Origin of the sequence: Microcoleus sp. FACHB-831, from assembly GCF_014695585.1 — a bacterium.
Taxonomy (GTDB): Bacteria; Cyanobacteriota; Cyanobacteriia; order Cyanobacteriales; family FACHB-T130; genus FACHB-831.
The window spans coordinates 24,481-41,244 of the sequence record NZ_JACJON010000061.1 but is presented as its reverse complement, the minus strand read 5'-3'; the positions used below and the strand labels follow the sequence as shown (position 1 = coordinate 41,244).

At 48.3% G+C, this 16,764-nt stretch carries 14 protein-coding genes; 6 read left to right on the top strand and 8 right to left on the bottom strand.

Annotated features, from left to right (window positions below; genetic code table 11):
* Nucleotides 1–17: 17 nt before the first annotated feature.
* Nucleotides 18–716: a hypothetical protein gene (locus tag H6F77_RS17305; protein WP_199321388.1), complete on the bottom strand. Its 699-nt coding sequence runs from the start codon at nt 714–716 to the stop codon at nt 18–20.
* Between the two features lie 188 nt (nt 717–904).
* Here H6F77_RS17305 and H6F77_RS17300 point away from each other — a divergent pair, with 188 nt between their 5' ends.
* From H6F77_RS17300 to H6F77_RS17290, 3 genes are all read left to right on the top strand, one after another.
* A complete protein-coding gene (locus H6F77_RS17300; RefSeq protein WP_190489789.1) occupies nt 905–1,207 on the top strand; it encodes a slr0373 family blue light stress response protein in 303 nt (100 codons plus the stop codon).
* Nucleotides 1,208–1,280: 73 nt separating this feature from the next.
* On the top strand, nt 1,281–2,792 hold the full coding sequence (gene ycf46, locus H6F77_RS17295) for a stress-responsive protein Ycf46 (RefSeq protein ID WP_190489788.1): 1,512 nt from the start codon (nt 1,281–1,283) through the stop codon (nt 2,790–2,792).
* Nucleotides 2,793–2,934: 142 nt separating this feature from the next.
* Entirely contained in the window at nt 2,935–3,291 is a 357-nt protein-coding gene (locus H6F77_RS17290) for a DUF1257 domain-containing protein (RefSeq protein ID WP_190489787.1), read from the top strand.
* Between the two features lie 118 nt (nt 3,292–3,409).
* Here the strand turns inward: H6F77_RS17290 and aroF are convergent, their stop codons facing one another.
* The 5 genes from aroF to H6F77_RS17265 all read right to left on the bottom strand — a co-directional run bounded on the left by aroF (nt 3,410) and on the right by H6F77_RS17265 (nt 7,442).
* Nucleotides 3,410–4,468, bottom strand: coding sequence for a 3-deoxy-7-phosphoheptulonate synthase (gene aroF, locus H6F77_RS17285; protein WP_190489786.1), 1,059 nt, complete (start codon nt 4,466–4,468; stop codon nt 3,410–3,412).
* Nucleotides 4,469–4,694: 226 nt separating this feature from the next.
* Nucleotides 4,695–5,177 carry a PAM68 family protein gene (locus tag H6F77_RS17280; protein WP_190489785.1) on the bottom strand — a complete coding sequence of 161 codons (483 nt, stop codon included), beginning with the start codon at nt 5,175–5,177 and terminating at the stop codon, nt 4,695–4,697.
* A gap of 15 nt (nt 5,178–5,192) precedes the next feature.
* On the bottom strand, nt 5,193–5,462 hold the full coding sequence (gene rpsO / locus H6F77_RS17275; RefSeq protein ID WP_190489784.1) for a 30S ribosomal protein S15: 270 nt from the start codon (nt 5,460–5,462) through the stop codon (nt 5,193–5,195).
* A 228-nt stretch (nt 5,463–5,690) separates the two neighbouring features.
* Nucleotides 5,691–6,131 carry a Holliday junction resolvase RuvX gene (ruvX, locus tag H6F77_RS17270; protein ID WP_190489783.1) on the bottom strand — a complete coding sequence of 147 codons (441 nt, stop codon included), beginning with the start codon at nt 6,129–6,131 and terminating at the stop codon, nt 5,691–5,693.
* Between the two features lie 72 nt (nt 6,132–6,203).
* Nucleotides 6,204–7,442 (bottom strand): GNAT family N-acetyltransferase, encoded by a 1,239-nt coding sequence (locus H6F77_RS17265; protein WP_190489905.1) that lies wholly within the window; start codon nt 7,440–7,442, stop codon nt 6,204–6,206.
* 330 nt (nt 7,443–7,772) lie between these two features.
* On the opposite strand from H6F77_RS17265, the gene cruF reads away from it, so the two are divergent.
* Together cruF and cruG are read left to right on the top strand one after the other, a co-directional pair.
* Nucleotides 7,773–8,696, top strand: a complete 924-nt coding sequence (gene cruF / locus H6F77_RS17260; protein ID WP_190489782.1) for a gamma-carotene 1'-hydroxylase CruF — start codon at nt 7,773–7,775, stop codon at nt 8,694–8,696.
* A complete protein-coding gene (cruG, locus tag H6F77_RS17255) occupies nt 8,693–9,970 on the top strand; it encodes a 2'-O-glycosyltransferase CruG (protein ID WP_190489781.1) in 1,278 nt (425 codons plus the stop codon). Before cruF ends, cruG begins: the two co-directional genes overlap by 4 nt.
* Here cruG and rnhA read toward each other — a convergent pair.
* Entirely contained in the window at nt 9,927–10,853 is a 927-nt protein-coding gene (gene rnhA, locus H6F77_RS17250) for a ribonuclease HI (RefSeq protein WP_190489780.1), read from the bottom strand. The two genes, cruG and rnhA, sit on opposite strands and share 44 nt — an antisense overlap.
* 115 nt (nt 10,854–10,968) lie before the next feature.
* Entirely contained in the window at nt 10,969–14,226 is a 3,258-nt protein-coding gene (locus H6F77_RS17245) for a CHAT domain-containing protein (protein ID WP_190489779.1), read from the bottom strand.
* A gap of 506 nt (nt 14,227–14,732) precedes the next feature.
* Here H6F77_RS17245 and H6F77_RS17240 point away from each other — a divergent pair.
* Complete coding sequence (locus H6F77_RS17240; protein ID WP_190489778.1) at nt 14,733–16,721, top strand: DNA polymerase III subunit gamma/tau; 1,989 nt, start codon at nt 14,733–14,735, stop codon at nt 16,719–16,721.
* Nucleotides 16,722–16,764: the final 43 nt, after the last annotated feature.

Here is a 16,764-nt window from a genome sequence, read left to right as displayed (position 1 = left end):
CCAGCATTCTGAGGATGTTATTTCGGAGGTGGTGGGACTCGGTACTCAGTGGCGATGTAGTAGAAGAAGCGGTAGTAGTCGGGAAATTCCTGGCTAGGCGATCGCCCTTGCCAGTTGTACTGTATTTGCCCTTGTCTAAGTGTCAGGGTCATAAAACTGGTGTCTGAATTTATGTCTACTTGCAGTTCTCCTGTCACCCCTTGCTTGGTTGTCAAGTTCTGTTTTGAATGTTTTGGGCGATCTTTTTTATGGCCTTTTGTTCTGCGGGTGTAATATGCGCCTAAACTTCCATTGTCGGGCAAGCGCTGACCTGCCCAAGCGCGGATCTCTACGGCTGAGTTCTGCGGATCGCTAAATGCTTGCCCATCCCGATTATCGGGCATGGGTGACGCCACCCAGTTACTGGGATAGGGAAACTCAAAGCCATAACGCTGGTTATTATAGGTTTTCCAGGTTCCTGATGCAGTTCTTTCGGAAGGTTGGCAACTGGAGACGCTTAAAGCAAGTGCAAAACCAAAGGCTACCTTTGCTAAGGCACAAGTCATAATCAAAAATTTACTAAGCAATTGCTCGTTCTTTAGGGTGGCATAAACCCCATCTGTAGGAACACTTTGTATTTTGCTGGTAGACCTCCCCCCAGCATCGGCATCTTTTTTGCAGATGTAGTAAGTAATAGACACTGGCAAACCTACTTCCTCTGTGCCTTTTTTCGGCAATGGCGAAGCTACCTGGCAGACTTACTTCCCCGTTGCCTGTATCTTTCATTCATCCGCCAGTTCCCGATCGTCACCCGGAATGTAACAGAATGTTAAGATATTGACGTCATACTGGCTTAAGGTATTGACAGCCAGGAGTAAAGCCCATAAGCTAATTACTATACCCGGGTAGAACGACTGAGAGTTATATGCAAGATAAGCAAAAGGTTACGTTGTATCTTCCACCAAAACTCCATCGCCAGCTTAAAATTCGAGCAGCTGTTGATACGGAAACCATGTCAACAATTGTCGAAAGAGCAATAGCTTTCTACCTGGCTCATCCAGAGTTGGTCGATGAAGTAGAGGCATCCTACGGAAGAACGCACCGAGTCTATAGCTGTCCTGAATGCGCTACGTCAGTAGTATTGCAAGAAGGAGAAATGGTTACCTTAGAAAATCAGCCAAGTATACTCGCTGAAAAGCTTCCAAAGGAAAATCTAGTTCCCTGCTAAGGCAGGCACAGTTAGCTCGGGTGTTCGGTGAGTTTTGGCAGTTGTTGAGCCGTCTCTAAATAGGTCGAAGGTTATGCAAGAAGAGCTAAATATTCTAATACAAGCTCAATATCCTCTAATCTACCTCGTTACCTCTGAGGAAGAGCGGGCTGAACGAACAATTGCCACGATTGCTCAAAATCGGCCCCAACAGCGAAGAGTTTTTGTTTGGACGCTAACGCATGGAATTGTCGAGTACGGCCAACCGCGCCATGTAACTCAACACAATACTGTCTCGCCACAGGCGGCTATTGAGTGGGTAATTAGGCAGCGCGATCCCGGTATCTTTATATTTAAAGATTTACACCCCTTTAGGGACTCACCTGAAGTAACGCGCTGGATAAGGGATGCGATCGCGTCGTTTAAAGGCACGCAGAAAATAATAATTCTGATGTCGCCAGTGCAACAAGTTCCTATTGAGCTAGAAAAAGAAGTGGTGGTACTAGACTACCCCTTACCAGATCTAACGGAACTTAACCAAGTTTTGTCAAATCAGCTAGATCAAACTCGCAATCGTCGTCTTACAACGGAAACTCGCGAGAAGCTGCTAAAAGCTGCGTTGGGTCTGACGCGAGATGAAGCGGAGAAAGTTTATCGTAAAGCACATGTCAAAACTGGGCGTTTGACAGAAGCAGAAGTAGATATTATTCTTTCTGAGAAAAAGCAATTAATACGTCGCAATGGCATTTTAGAGTACATAGAAGAAGATGAGACTATAGATGCTGTCGGCGGGCTAGAAGAGCTGAAACGCTGGCTAGTACAACGCTCTAATGCTTTTACAGAAAGAGCTAGGGAATATGGCCTGCCTCAACCGAAGGGGATGTTAATCTTGGGTGTACCGGGCTGCGGTAAATCGCTGATTGCGAAAACAACCGCCCGCCTTTGGGGACTACCTCTCCTGCGCCTGGATATGGGTCGAGTGTATGATGGGTCAATGGTTGGGCGGTCTGAAGCAAACTTACGTGGCGCCCTAAAAACGGCTGAGTCGATTTCTCCTGCAATCCTCTTTATTGATGAATTAGATAAGGCTTTTGCGGGAACATCAGGTTCAGCGGATTCAGATGGTGGTACTTCCAGCCGCATCTTTGGCTCGTTCCTCACTTGGTTGCAAGAGAAAACTTCGCCAGTGTTCGTGATGGCAACTGCCAACCGTGTGGAACGCTTGCCTGGGGAGTTTCTCCGCAAAGGTCGCTTTGATGAAATATTCTTTGTTGACCTGCCTAATGCCGAAGAGCGTAAAGAAATTTTCAAAATTCACCTTGCCAAACGGAAGCGCGAACTTGAGCGATTCGACCTCGAACAATTGGCCAAGGTATCAGATGGATTTTCTGGGGCAGAAATTGAGCAGGGGCTAATTGCAGCAATGTACGAAGCGTTTGCCCAGGAGCGGGAATTTACCCAACTGGACATTATTGCAGCAATTAAAGCAACTCTGCCACTGTCGCGGACAATGACCGAGCAGGTGACGGCCCTGCGGGACTGGGCCAGACAGCGAGCGCGACCTGCTGCATCCTCCGTCGCGGAGTACCAGCGACTGGAGTTCTAAAGGCTTTCTCCTGCTCCCAACAGGAGGAAAGGCTAGCAAATTGCTAGCAGCTACAAAAAAAGCCGCCCATTCTCTCATAAGGCGGCGCGACCGAAAAAACCACGTTGTCGTATATCTTCAATCTCTACTGGAGGAAATCCGAATGTCTCACTTTAGCACCCTGCGGACCAAGATCACCGATGCCGAAATCCTGAAGGCTTCTCTGCGCGACCTGGGCATCTCCGTCAAGAGCGAAGCAGATGTACGCGGCTACAATGGCCAGCGCGTTCGTGCAGACTTGGTTGCAGTTCTCGAAGGCGAATATGATTTGGGCTGGTCTCGCAACACTGATGGTTCCTTTGACCTGATTGCCGACCTGTGGGGCGTTGCCAAAAAGCACAACCAAACTGAACTGATCAACTCGATCAACCAGAAGTATGCAGTTAACAAGACCTTGGCAGAAGTTAAGCAGCGCGGTGGTCTGCAAAATGCCAACGTTAAGCTAGTTCTGCAAAAGTAAGATCTGTGCGCGTTCCCAAACTGGCGGGTTAATCGATACCAGGTTAACCCGTTTTTTTACTAAACAGAAAGACCCAGCTGGATTCAGCCGGGTCTTTTTGTTTTTGATTTGTAATGTACTAGGCTAGAGCAACAGCGGGTTGGGGCCAGCGATCCACTGCTTTACCAATTACAGCCATCTCTTGCATCAGACGGTCGAAACGTTCTGGGGTGAGGGACTGAGGGCCATCAGATAAAGCTTTGGCTGGGTTGGGGTGGACTTCAATCATCAGGGAGTCAGCGCCTGATGCGATCGCCGCTAGTGCCATTGCTGGGACATATTCCGCGCGGCCAGTACCGTGACTGGGGTCAATCATAATTGGCAAGTGAGTGAGCGATCGCAACACGGGTACGCACGCCAAATCCAGAGTATTCCGAGCGTACTGACGATCGAACGTGCGGATACCCCGTTCGCACAAAATCACATTCGGGTTGCCAGCAGCCAAAATATACTCAGCCGCCATCAACCAATCTTCAATTGTCGCCGCCATCCCGCGCTTCAGCAACACAGGCTTATCCTGCGCCCCTACTTTCTTCAGAAGGGAGAAATTTTGCATATTTCTGGCACCGACTTGGATGACATCAGCTACCTCAGCTATTACACCCAGTTCAGATGCATCCATAACTTCGGTAATAATACCCAAACCAGTCGCCTCACGCGCAGCCGCCAGAAGCGATAGGGCACTTTCGCCATGACCTTGGAAAGCATAAGGCGAAGTCCGAGGCTTATAAGCACCGCCCCTCAAGAACTGAGCGCCAGCAGCTTTAACGCGGCGTGCAGTCTCAACAATCATTTCTTCATTTTCCACCGAACAAGGCCCAGCCACAGTTACCAAAGGCTGATGTTCGCCAAAGTGGATTGCGCCGTTAGGAGTGTTAACTACTATGTCACTTGCTTCACCACCGCGATACTCGCGGCTCGCCCGCTTAAACGGCTTTTCGACGCGCAGCACCTCTTCAATCCAAGGGCTGGCTTCCTGAATCTGTAGTGGATCTAGGTCAACTGTCTCGCCAACCAGACCGACTACCACCTTATGCTTCCCAACAATCTTTTCAGGTGTCAGGCCCCAAGTTTCGAGTTCCCCAGTAAGACGAGCAATTTCGGCTTCTGGAGTGCCGCTTTTCATTACGACAATCATGTTAAATTCCCTGTGAAGTTATTTGTTTGGTCATTGGCGCACAACTGGGATTTTATAGAATTCGCCTGCGGCTAGGGTAGTACAAATGCACAGATATTTATGAATATCTGTGCATTTGTACTACCCATCTTCTAGTCCTTTGTTGTGCGGTCATTGGTCATTGGTTATAGTTCATGGTTCATGGTTCATGGTAGCCACCAATGAGCAATGAACAATGAACAATCAACTAACTACTAACGTCCTTTTGCCGCGCCCCTCGCCATGCTGCGGTCATTCGTCCCCAGTTGGTAGTAAACTCGTTCCACCCTACAATACTCCCTGGTTTCTCTTCATCCCAAGAAGCAGAAAGGACTCCATAGCTCAACCCCAACACACCTAAGCCAAAAAAGCCCATACTCACGAGGAGAACTGCGATGTTGGGCAACTTGAGCCAGTGGTGGCTAACGATTACATAACTGGCGACAAAAGTTAACATACCCAGAAACGTGGGAACGCCGCACAGCAGCGCCATGCGGCGTGCCATGCGCTTGCTCACCACATCTGGAATTGTCATTTCGTCTTTTGTGACTTTTGTTTGCTGTGTCTGCTTTGCAGCAGTAGCAGGTGCAGATGGGGGAGTTTTAGCTACTTTTTTGCGATTTTTGCCTTTCTCGAACGGTAAGCGATCTTTTTGGGAAGATTCGCTAACGCTTTTTGGTTCGTCAGACATAAAGTATTATGCTCTCTAGCCGCGAATGCCCAGTTTAGCAATCAAAGCTTGATAGCGAGACAGGTCTTCTTTCTGAACATAGGCCAACAGGCGCTTTCTGCGACCAATAATTGTTAAAAGTCCGCGCCGGGAAGCATGATCGCTCTTGTTGCTCTTTAGGTGGGCGCTCAAGCGATTGATGCGTTCTGTGAGCATAGCGATTTGGACATCCGCCGAACCAGTATCGGTTTCGTGGACTTGATGCTCGTTAATAAGTTCGTGTTTGCGCTGTTGCGTCAGGGTCATGGATAAAGTCTATATCTAGAATGCAGCAATCTCCCATAATACCATCTAATTTGGTGTTTTGCGCGGGATGGAGATTGGCAAGATTAAGAAAAACGCAGTCTGTAGGTTGTAGCGCTTAGTGGCGAGAAAGAAATTGCGCTTTGGTATTGATAGCCTGCGATCGCGAAACTTTAATGCAATTCTCATCATCGCCAATTTTTCAAGCGCGATCGCCCACTAATTTTTTGTTCACAAACTAGGCGCTGGCTTCGCTCGCCGATCCTCTAACCACTGCTGTAAAATTATCGCAGCCGCCTTGCGGTCAATTAAACCTTTGTTGCGAGAAGGCGATCGCTGTTCGGCTTTCAATAATTCTTCAGCTTCAAATGAAGTTAGCCGCTCATCGACATACTCTACAGGCAATTTGAGAGCTGCTGCCACACGCTGGGTGAATTTCTGCACAGATCGCGCTTGTGAACCGAGATTCCCATCCATCGTGTAAGGTAAACCGACTACAAGCACCTGCACTCCACGTTCGATGATAAGCGATCGCAGTTGCTCTATATCTTGACTTAAGGTAGTGCGCTCAATTGTAGTTAAACCAGTAGCAATCAAACCAGAGCGATCGCATCCAGCAACGCCAATACGCTTGCTACCGACATCCAACCCCAGTGCCGAAATTTCAGGCATTTGTACTCAAAACTCAAATTTGCTCATTTTTATAGTTCATGGCTATCAACAATCAACCATGAACCTAATTAGCTATTCCCTAACATTTGGCAGCTCTGGCGGCGGTGCTGCGTCCTCAGACATCGCATTTGCAGGCGGCGGAGATACCGATTTCGATAAATCCTTCGCCGAAGAAACGTTTGAGTTCTTAGGTAGCGACTGTAGCCACGAAATACGGCTGGGTATGGGTTTGCGCGATGGCTGGAGACTTTGGAGCATCTCAGCCAACTGTAGGGCTTCTAAGGCGCTTGGCTTTGCCTCCCGAAGCTTATGCCAAACAGAACGAGACATCAGCAGGGTGTGTTCGATGCGTTCTGCGCCCAACTGTTCTAAATATTCTTCCCGTTCTTGCTGATAGTCTGCTGAAGCTAGATGTAACGCTTGAGCCGGATAAGCTTGGATAACCCTGGCCATTTGAGACAGCAACTCAGGATACAGCCATGTATAAGCTGGGTGTACCGTCAGATGAGCAATATGCGGCTGGGAACCATCACGGCAAGCACGCACCTGAAAATGACCTATCGCCGCTTTGCGCTGAGGTTCAAATACATAGCCGCTGACGGTTTGAGTGTTGCCGAACCATTGCTTCAAACCATCCACAAAAGCGCCCAAAAAGCTAGTTTTGAAGTCTTGGCTGCTGCGGTCAAAAACCTGACGCACTAGAGGCGGCATGGCCACTGTATCCAATTGATACAGCAGCGCAGCATCAGCATTACTTACGGGCAGCAAGTTAGGTAAATCTGGTTCCCGCTGGGCTAATTGATCGTGCAGTTCTGGAGCGATCGCCCAATACGTCATGTGCGCTAGAGGCTGAAACCCATTCTGCCGATACAAAGCTAGAGCTTCTTTGTTGTTGATATTGACTTCCAACAACCAAGTGTGGCCCTCCAAGATCGTCTCGAAGCAGTGGCGCAACATCATCGAACCAATGTCGCGATCGCTATCTGTCCCATCCACCAGCACTCGCTCTACTCGCCAGGTTCTGCGGTTGCGATTGAAGGGTAAAACTTGGATAATCCCCTTAATTTGGTTATCCTGCTCTGCCACATAAACGCAGAATGCGTGCTGCAAGGGGTTGGGAAACAAACTCAAAAACTTCAGTGGCCCGTACCACTGTCTTACTTTCGGTAACTCCCTATCCACCAGAGCTGTTGAGGAACTGGCATTGCCTGCCTCCAACTCAAGCGCAACAAGCCGTTCTATCGCATCTATATCGCGGTATTGAACGGGGCGGAGCGCCATATTCGCGTTTTGACGAGCAAATAAAGTCATGTCTGGTACAGCGCGGCTCTTGCCGATAGCGTCGGGTGAAATGCCAGGAGTGCTTTCCCAGCTTTCCTTGCAACCGACTTGCAAGTTCATTGAAAAGCCGCTAGCAAGACTGGGGGTTGGTATTTCAATCCCTAATAGGGATTCAATGTTAGTCCCCGTTCGCACTATCAATTTTAGCTTTAAATCCCGACGATCGTCAAATTTTATTGCTATAACGTGGTTTTTTAGGCCAATTCTTTGCCAGCCAAATATATAGGGGCACACCCCAAGACCGGGTAGTTGACAAACATTTGTAAACTACTATTAAGAAGATATCGAGTCGTATTTCAAATGAAGCAACTTGTCACTGTCGAGCGCATCTGCATGATTGGGCATATTGTATCAATGGCCTTTGGACTGGCGGGGCTGCTGATAGTTGTACCGAATGCCGATGTAATTTTGAGTTCATCGCCAGCGGGACCCGCCGTCTTTGAGTGGAGTATGTCCCTTGGCGGGGTGGTTTATATCCTCTTGGGAACCGCCGCTGTTGCCATTTACGCTTACCGGACGCTAGGGCTGTGGCACTGGCTGACTTTCATGTTACCGTCTGTTTTTCTATCTTTGGGCAGCGAACTACTGGGAACGAGTACGGGATTTCCCTTTGGTCACTACGCCTATCTGAGCGGTTTAGGATACAAAATTGCTGGGCTAGTGCCCTTCACGATTCCCTTATCGTGGTTTTATCTTGGCTTGTCTTCCTATTTAATTGCTCGCGCAGGTCTAAAGACTGGTCAAAAGTCAACCTGGGTAAGCGAAGTGGGAGCGATCGCGCTGGGTGCTTTGCTTCTCACCTGCTGGGACTTTGTGCTTGACCCTGCTATGAGCCAGACAAGCATCCGTTTCTGGTTATGGGAACAGCCAGGTGGATTTTTTGGAATGCCCTATCAAAACTTTGCTGGTTGGTTTGGTACTGGCGTGGTATTTACGTCTATCGCCGCATTCTTGTGGAGAAACAAGCCAACAGTTGTATTGAATCGCTCAAATTTGGGCTTGCCCTTAGCAGTATATCTGAGTAACTTCGGCTATGCAGCAATATTGAGCGTTGCATCTGGGTTTTGGGTACCAGTACTCTTGGGTGTGTTAATAGGCATTGTCCCTACAACGATCCTTTGGTGGATGGCTGCACCTGTATCTGTAGAAGAAGCATTAGCGGAAACCAGCGCCAGCTTCAAGCCAGAAGTCACAGTTGAACCAGTCAAAGTAGGGGTGAAGTGAGCTATTGGCTTACAGTACAGGGGGCGATCGCGATCGCGCTGCTGCTTATCCAAATCCCAGCAGCATTCATACTATTGTCACGCCTGCTTAAAGGGCCTTCTCGTCGTCCTCCCGTAGAACCCCAGACCCCGACGCCAGAAATGTTGGCTGCCGTTAGTGTAGTAGTTCCAACTCTAAATGAGGCAAAGCGCATACTTCCGTGTCTGTCTGGCTTAAGTCGCCAAAGCTATGAAGTCCGGGAGATTATTGTCGTAGACAGTAACTCCCAGGACGGTACCCCTGAATTAGTCAAAACTGCCCAACAGCAAGACCCCCGCTTTCGTCTAATTACCGACGACCCCCTCCCTTCTGGCTGGGTGGGGCGTCCTTGGGCATTGCATAACGGTTTTCTGTACAGTTCTGAGCAGAGTAAGTGGTTTTTGGGGATAGATGCAGATACCCAGCCAACGCCGGGTTTAGTTGCTGGCTTAGTCAAAATAGCTGAAGCTGAGAGTTATGATTTAGTTTCCCTCTCGCCTCAGTTCATCCTCAAATATCCAGGAGAGTGGTGGCTGCAACCAGCCTTATTAATGACTTTGCTTTACAGGTTTGACCCCAGCGGTACCAACCCCGACTCACCAGAACGGGTGATGGCTAACGGTCAGTGCTTTTTGTGCCGCAGATCAGTTTTAGCCCAAGTGGGCGGATATATCAGCGCTGGGTCATCTTTTTGCGATGATGTCACCTTAGCTCGAAATATAGCTTCTGCTGGCTTTAAAGTGGGTTTTCTAGATGGCGCTAGGGTGTTGAAGGTGCGGATGTATGAGGGCGCAGCTGAAACTTGGAAAGAGTGGGGGCGATCGCTCGATCTCAAAGATGCGTCCTCCAAAGCGCAGGTTTGGGGCGATTTATGGCTGCTTCTGTCTGTCCAAGGTATACCCCTACTGGCTTCTCTAGTTCTGCTTTCTTGGCGTTTGCTGGGGAATGTGTCAGCACCAGTCACCGCAGCATTGGGGTTGAACTTGTTTTTGCTGACGATTCGCATACTTTTGCTGTTTGCGATCGCTCCCTCTTATGAAAGCAAAAGCATTCCCCAACAGAGCCTGGAAACTAAGCATTCCCAGGCTCCGCCTGGGAACGAGGGCAAACCAAAGACTTTTGGCCTTTCAAAATTACCCTTTTACTTTTACCTTTCCCCTCTGGCAGATCCTTTAGCCGTCTTGCGGATTTTCTTGTCTGCAATCAGTGCGCCTACTCAGTGGCGTGGTCGGAATTATCCGACTCGTCAGGGTTAACTTGCAAATCCCAACGCTCTAACTGCCAGAGAATCTGATTACCTTCGCGCTTCACCCGCGACACAATCCAGTTACGCCAGCGCCATTCGTCACCGCGACTTGTGACAGCACTGGCGTTGACATCCATCAAATCGGCTAATTCAGAGCTAGTTATGAAATAGCCTTTAGCGGCAATTTCATCAGCAACTCGCATAGTTTCTATTAAATTACGGAGTTGGACGACCCTTGCCTCGCGGGGTATGTTGTCAAGGGTATCGGTTGTAATGGAAGCGGTAGAATCCACCATGACAAAATCCAGGGTAGGGGGGTCTGAGGATAAGTTACTAGATTGTAACGTTTGGCGTTCGCGCAGCGTGCCTGATGGCATCTCGATCCTGTCGGTTTCTCCTGTAACAACTGCCACATCTACTGGTGTTTGTTGCAGCGATGGAGTCTTCCCAGCAGCATAAGCCCTCGCGATCGCATCAGCGCGTTCATTTCCTACAATTCCAACATGACCCCGGACGTGTTGCCACTTAACCAGCCTGGAATTAGATTCATCCAGCTTTTCCCAAAGGTCTTTGTTAAGTACTGCCGTACCTGTGGATGTTTTCCAGCCTTTCTTTTTCCAGCCTTTAACCCACTTAGTAATACCGTTGATCACGTATTCGCTATCAGTGTAGATAATGACAGGCTCTTGCTGGTTAAGAGTTTTGATGAGTTTCAGGGCAGCAAGCGCCGCCTGCATCTCCATTTTATTATTCGTGGTATGGCCTTCAGAATTGCCCATTTCATAAATAGAGCCATCACTAAAATAAACTACAACGCCCCAACCACCAGGCCCGGGGTTGCCAGTGCAGGCTCCATCAGTGTAAATGCTTTGGACTGTGCGAGATGAATACATAAGAAGTTGGGAATTGATAAAAGTTAAGAGTTAAGAGTTAGGAGCCAAGAGTTAGAACAAAGTACTTATTAAGTTAAAACTCATAACTCACAACTCAAAACTCTACCATTACCCATTACCCAGAAATCGTATAAGCTGCCCAGTGATAGGGATGAGCATAAGGCGGCTCTGGCGAATTCAGTTTATCTGGGTTTTCTTGAAGTATCAGCGCTTCAAAACCCAGGTATGCACTAGCACTGCGATCGCTTTCCTCTAGCTGACCCGCCAAGTCTTGATACCAGTCGGCGAGTTGACTGTATGTGACGGTACGCAGCCACATCTGTGCTTGTTTTAGCGCTTCTCTTGGCTTGGCGCCCTCTTTAATCAACTTATAAAACTGAATCATCAGTAAAGCGCCAGAGGCTGCTTGCACCGTCCACAAAGTACTGACAACATGGGCAACACCAGCACGCATAAAGCCGGTTGCAAGACCAACGTATTCTGTAGTAATAGTTTGGTTGCCAGTTACAGCCGTTTCGCAAGCGGAAAGCGAGACTAACTGATAGCCACCCAGCGACAGACGGCAAATATCTTCTACTGTCAGCCGATCTTTGCCGGATAATGCTAAGGCTGACAGGCTGGGAGTGATGGAGTTGTAGGTTCCATGACCCGTGAAATGAAAGATATTGTAGCCAGCTTGTAAAGCATTTTCTACCGCTAATTTCGTTACTGCGGTATTAGCAATGCGGGTAGGATTGTCAAACATCTGGGCGATCGCAGCAGCTTCGAGTTCAGCATGTACGAGCGATCGCTGACCTGCACTCTTAGGATTTTCTACACTAAGTAGTTGTCCTTGTTCTATGGGCTGGCTAAATCCAGACCTCGCAACATTCAGGCCAATTTGGGCACTGGGTAGATAAGAGATAGCAAACTTCTCTGGAAATAGCGCGTGCAGCGGGAAGCGGTGCAAATCGCGGTGAGGAATCAAAATCACTTGATTCACATCATCTATCTCTGGCAATATGGCTTCAATATTAAGTATTTGAGCCATCTTGCCTAAACTATCTGTCAAATTATCGCGCCAACTAGCAACTGCTTCTGTTTGCTTATTTTTGCGATATTCCTGATATTGTTGATTCCAATCTTTTACCCACTCTTCCAGTTCGTACAACTGTCTGAACGATGCTGGTAGATTATCTTGAGTGCTGAGAACGCCAGTTTGTTGGAATAAATGGGTATCTCCCAACACGATTGGTTCTGGTGCGTCGTGTTTCAGAATAAAAGTGGTAAGAGAAGCAGGGCTGAGATGCCAATAAACTATAGCTGTTGAAGGATCGAGCAGTTGCTGGATGTTATTCCAACTAGCTAGCCCCACGTTTGTATTAATGCCATCTATCAACCAAGCCAAGCAGGCATTTTTCCCTTGCTCTGCAATCTCCCACGCCTGTACCAGTTGATTAGACTGAACGGCTATATCAACCGTCAACTGGTAAAAACCGACAAATTTGAGCGTAAGTTGGTTTTTAGCATAGTCAGATAGATTTGGGTCACTCAGCAGATACCGCAACAACTCAGAACCGCGCCGCCCTAATGCTTGTGCTTCACCAGTTTTGCCCAAACCCAAAAGCGGTTGTATCAGGTCTTGCAAAACCTCTAGATGCGCTTCGGGGAAATCTGATTCTGTGAGGGTTTGAAGAGCTTCGTGATACTCATCTACGGCGTTGAGCCAGTAGGAACGGGGTTGTGGTTCTAGTCGGCCTCGATTGTAGTGCGCCAAGCCGATAGACTGATGTAACTTACCCCAACCTTCAGGGTCGGTGTCTTGGCGAACATAGTTCAACCCTTCTTCATAACTTGCTAATTGCCCCTCATAGCCACGCTGGTTCACCGCTGGGTTTTGCTGGGCTATTTCACTGTAGGAAGTAAGCAAAGGATCGCAGTGAGCTGAACCGAAGGCTGCATCGCCTCGGTTAATCCAGACTTGCCAGGAGTCTAGCTGGGATTGCAAGGCGCGGTCATAGCTAGAGATTGCTTCTTCTAAGCGTCCTAAGCCAGATAGAGCATTACCCCGATTTGCCCAAGCTTCGCGATCGTCGAGTTTGAGTTGCAAAGCGCGGTCGTAGCTCGCGATCGCTTCTTCAAAACGTCCTAAGTCAGATAGTACAAGGCCCCTGTTGTTCCAAGCCTCGTGGTCGTCAGGTTTGATTTGTAGGGCGCGATCGTAGCTCGCGATCGCACTGTCAAAAAGTCCCAAGTCAGATAGCGCAATGCCCCTGTTGTTCCAAGCTACATAAGCATCTGGCTGCATTTCTAGGGCGCGATCGTAGCTCGCGATCGCTCCTTCCAAATCCCCAGCTTCGTACTGCTGAACTCCTTGATTAAACCAACCTTGTGCATCATCCGTCGGTTGATTTGCAGCCTCGAATTGCCTAGCCAGTTCCTCAACGAGCGCTTCTGGATCGGTTGTCTCAATTTGCAGTTGCGAAGCAATTTGCTCAACTAAAGCCGGATCTTGCTGCAACATTACCAACAACTCATCAAGGCTGACTTGTTTTGCTTGTGGATCGTCCGGATTATCATCCGCTAAGCCTGGGAGGATGGTTTCATCTTCGCTTCTTGGTGCCTCCTCGTACTCGTAGATGGGGCGGATATTAGGAGCGTCTTCTTCCCTCCAAGGGTCATCCTCCCCTTCGTAAGCAGGCGCTGTTGCGGCTTCCCCCCCCTCATCCACAGTCGATTGATTTGCAGCCTCGAATTGCCTAACCAGTTCCTCAACAATTACTTGTGGATCGGTTGTATCAATTTGCAATTGAGAAGCTATTTGCTCAACTAAAGCCGGATCTTGCTGCAACATTACCAACAACTCATCTAGAGTCACTTGTTGGGGTTGTGGAGCTTCCTGGCTTTCGTCTCCCATGCTTGGAGCTTGTTCGTACTCGTAGATGGGGCGAAAATCCCCATCCTCATCCTCGGTTGCGGCGTAGGGATCTTGTGCCGCTTGGTAGCCAGGTTGCCGCATCAGCAGTTGCATCCCAATATCTATGGCAACATCTCCTATTTCCCCAACGCCAAGTTCGCCCAGCGCCACCATTCTTGAAGCTAATTCGTTGTTGGGTGCGGGAGACGCCAGCACCCTTTCTCCAAAGCCACGCAGCCACGCCACCCATTCAGCCGCAGTCGCACGACCTTTAAGGGCGGCAAAAAATTGCAAAACCCGCTCCCGCTGCCAGCCATGACTAACGCCTTCGAGCAGTTGACCAAACAAAAAATCATAATCGGTATCGGTCAGGGATTTAGGCGGTTCCTTGCGAACAGGGAGCGGTGTTGGACTGCGCCCACCGCCAAATAAACCTTGAAACCACCTCGCGATCGCCTGCCAAATTCGCCTAAGCATCACCAATTCCCCGAACCGCATTTACCCCGATTTTATAACCGGATGTCTTAGATATTACTCAGGTTAGCGATCTGCTGAAGTAAAAAACCTAACTGCAATCTCCTTGCCCCCCCATCGGGGGGCAATTATAATTACGGTTAACCGTAATGTAGCTTTACGGTTAACCGACCATATTTAAGGACAGTAACAGAAGACTATTAGCGGTCTGTATGTGGATGCACTACAACGCGCCCCGGTTCAGCAAGGTAAAAGCATTCCCCTTGCCATACAGGGAACGCGAGCTGTCATACAAAAAAAAGAAAAGCTATGCGCTTCAAGATTTTTACCCAATCTGTATAGGCAAAGTAAAGTATTGTAAATAGCGATAGGGGTTGAATCTATTGGCGCATGGGCGGCTATGTAAAATCCCGATTGGGGATGGAAATAATCTCGCCTGGGTTGGGCTAGAGCAACACGCTAGACTTTTAAGGGCGACTATCCGTATCTCTTCTACTCGACCTCCAGCCGTGACTTACGAACCCCTGCATCACAAGTATCGCCCACAGACATTTGCAGATCTGGTGGGACAAGAAGCGATCGCTACTACGCTCACCAATGCCATCCGCCAAGAAAAGATTGCTCCAGCTTATCTGTTCACTGGTTCTAGGGGTACGGGCAAAACTTCCAGTGCTAGAATTCTGGCTAAATCCCTAAACTGTCTTAAAACCAATAAACCTGTACCCGATCCCTGTGGCATTTGTGATGTTTGCAAGGGCATCACTAAAGGTTCAACCCTCGACGTTATTGAAATTGACGCTGCTAGCAATACTGGCGTTGATAATATTAGAGAAATAATCGAAAAGGCGCAATTTTCTCCAGTTCAATGTCGATATAAGGTTTATGTTATCGACGAAGTTCATATGCTATCGAACGCCGCCTTTAACGCCCTTTTAAAAACATTAGAAGAACCGCCAAATCGAGTAGTATTTGTCTTAGCTACAACCGACCCTCAAAGAGTATTACCAACAATCATCTCCCGCTGCCAAAGATTCGATTTTAGGCGCATCCCTCTAGACGAGATGGTGAAACACCTGCGGAAAATTGCGGAAATTGAAAATATCAATATTACAGGTGAAGCAATAACACTTGTAGGCCAATTTTCTCAGGGTGGATTGAGAGATGCAGAAAGTCTTTTGGATCAACTTAGTTTATTAGCTGGGGAAGTTACAGTAGAGCGGGTTTGGGATTTAGTCGGTGCGGTGCCAGAACGAGATTTGATGGAGTTGTTGAGAGCGATCGCATCCCGCAATACTGAAGGTGTTCTTGAAAAAGCTCGCAACTTGATGGACAGAGGCAGAGAACCTCTGATCGTACTGCAAAATTTCGCTGGTTTCTATCGAGATTTGCTAATAGCAAAAACTGCTCCTAACCGCAGCGATATGGTTGCCTTAACAGCACCAACGTGGAGCGCTTTGTGCGAAATTGCTAAAGATATGGAAATTGCCGCTATCTTGTTTTGGCAGAAACACCTTAAAGATAGTGAAGTTCAAATTAAAAATACGACTCAGCCGCGTTTGTGGTTAGAAGTAACGCTGTTAGGATTGTTGAGCGAAGTTTCTAGCGTTCAATCAGAACAGTTTCAATCTCGGAGCCAGAGTAATCCACCTCAATATCGTCAAGAGAAAAGAACTCCTCCGGTACAAGAGCGTGAGGTAAAACAGTCTCCCCCTGTACAAGAAAAACCCGATGCATCAATTCCTCTACAAGGCAAAGACTCTCTCTCTTCGCAACCTAAAAACTCATATCAGCAGACGCAGCCAGAGGAGACACCAAATGTGTCGCCAACTCCCGTTAACAGCGTACAGCCAGAAGCTATACCCGCTGTAAGTCAGTCAATTGACTTACAAGAAACTTGGCAGCAGATGCTTTCCCATCTTCAGCCTATGTCCACGCAGCAGTTGCTACGTCAAAAAGGTCATCTGATAAGTTTTGATGGTGAAAGCGCTCTTATTAGCATTTCACCGATATGGAGGAATCAACTCCAGGGAAAAGTAGCTAATATCGAAGCAGCTTTTCAAGATGCTCTTAAATGCAAGGTAAGGGTTAAGTTGGAAGGGGGAATGGCAACGACGGCGACGGCAAAACAGGCTGATGTACAGCGATCGCCCTCTACACCTGCTGCTACTAAACCTGCGGAAACATCGACTCCCGCAGCAGTACCACCTTTGTCTAAGCCTGCTGAGCCATCTGTTGCAGCGTCAGTTCCTAAAGTTGCCGAAACTTCTAAGAAAGAATTACAGCCCTATGTAGCTAAAGAGAATAATTTTAAAGAAGAAGAAGTAGCGATCGCTGCTCAACGTCTCGCTAAGGCTTTCGATGGGACGGTGCTAATGCAGCTAGAACCGCCAATGATAGCCAGTAATACTCAAATGTCGGAACAGATTAGTGTTCTTGCCCCTGAACTGGAACCGCAGCCTGAAGAGGAGCAAGATGATGATGAGGATGTACCGTTTTGAGATTTGGAGTCCGGAGTCCGGGAACAGGCGTCTCCGGCTCCGC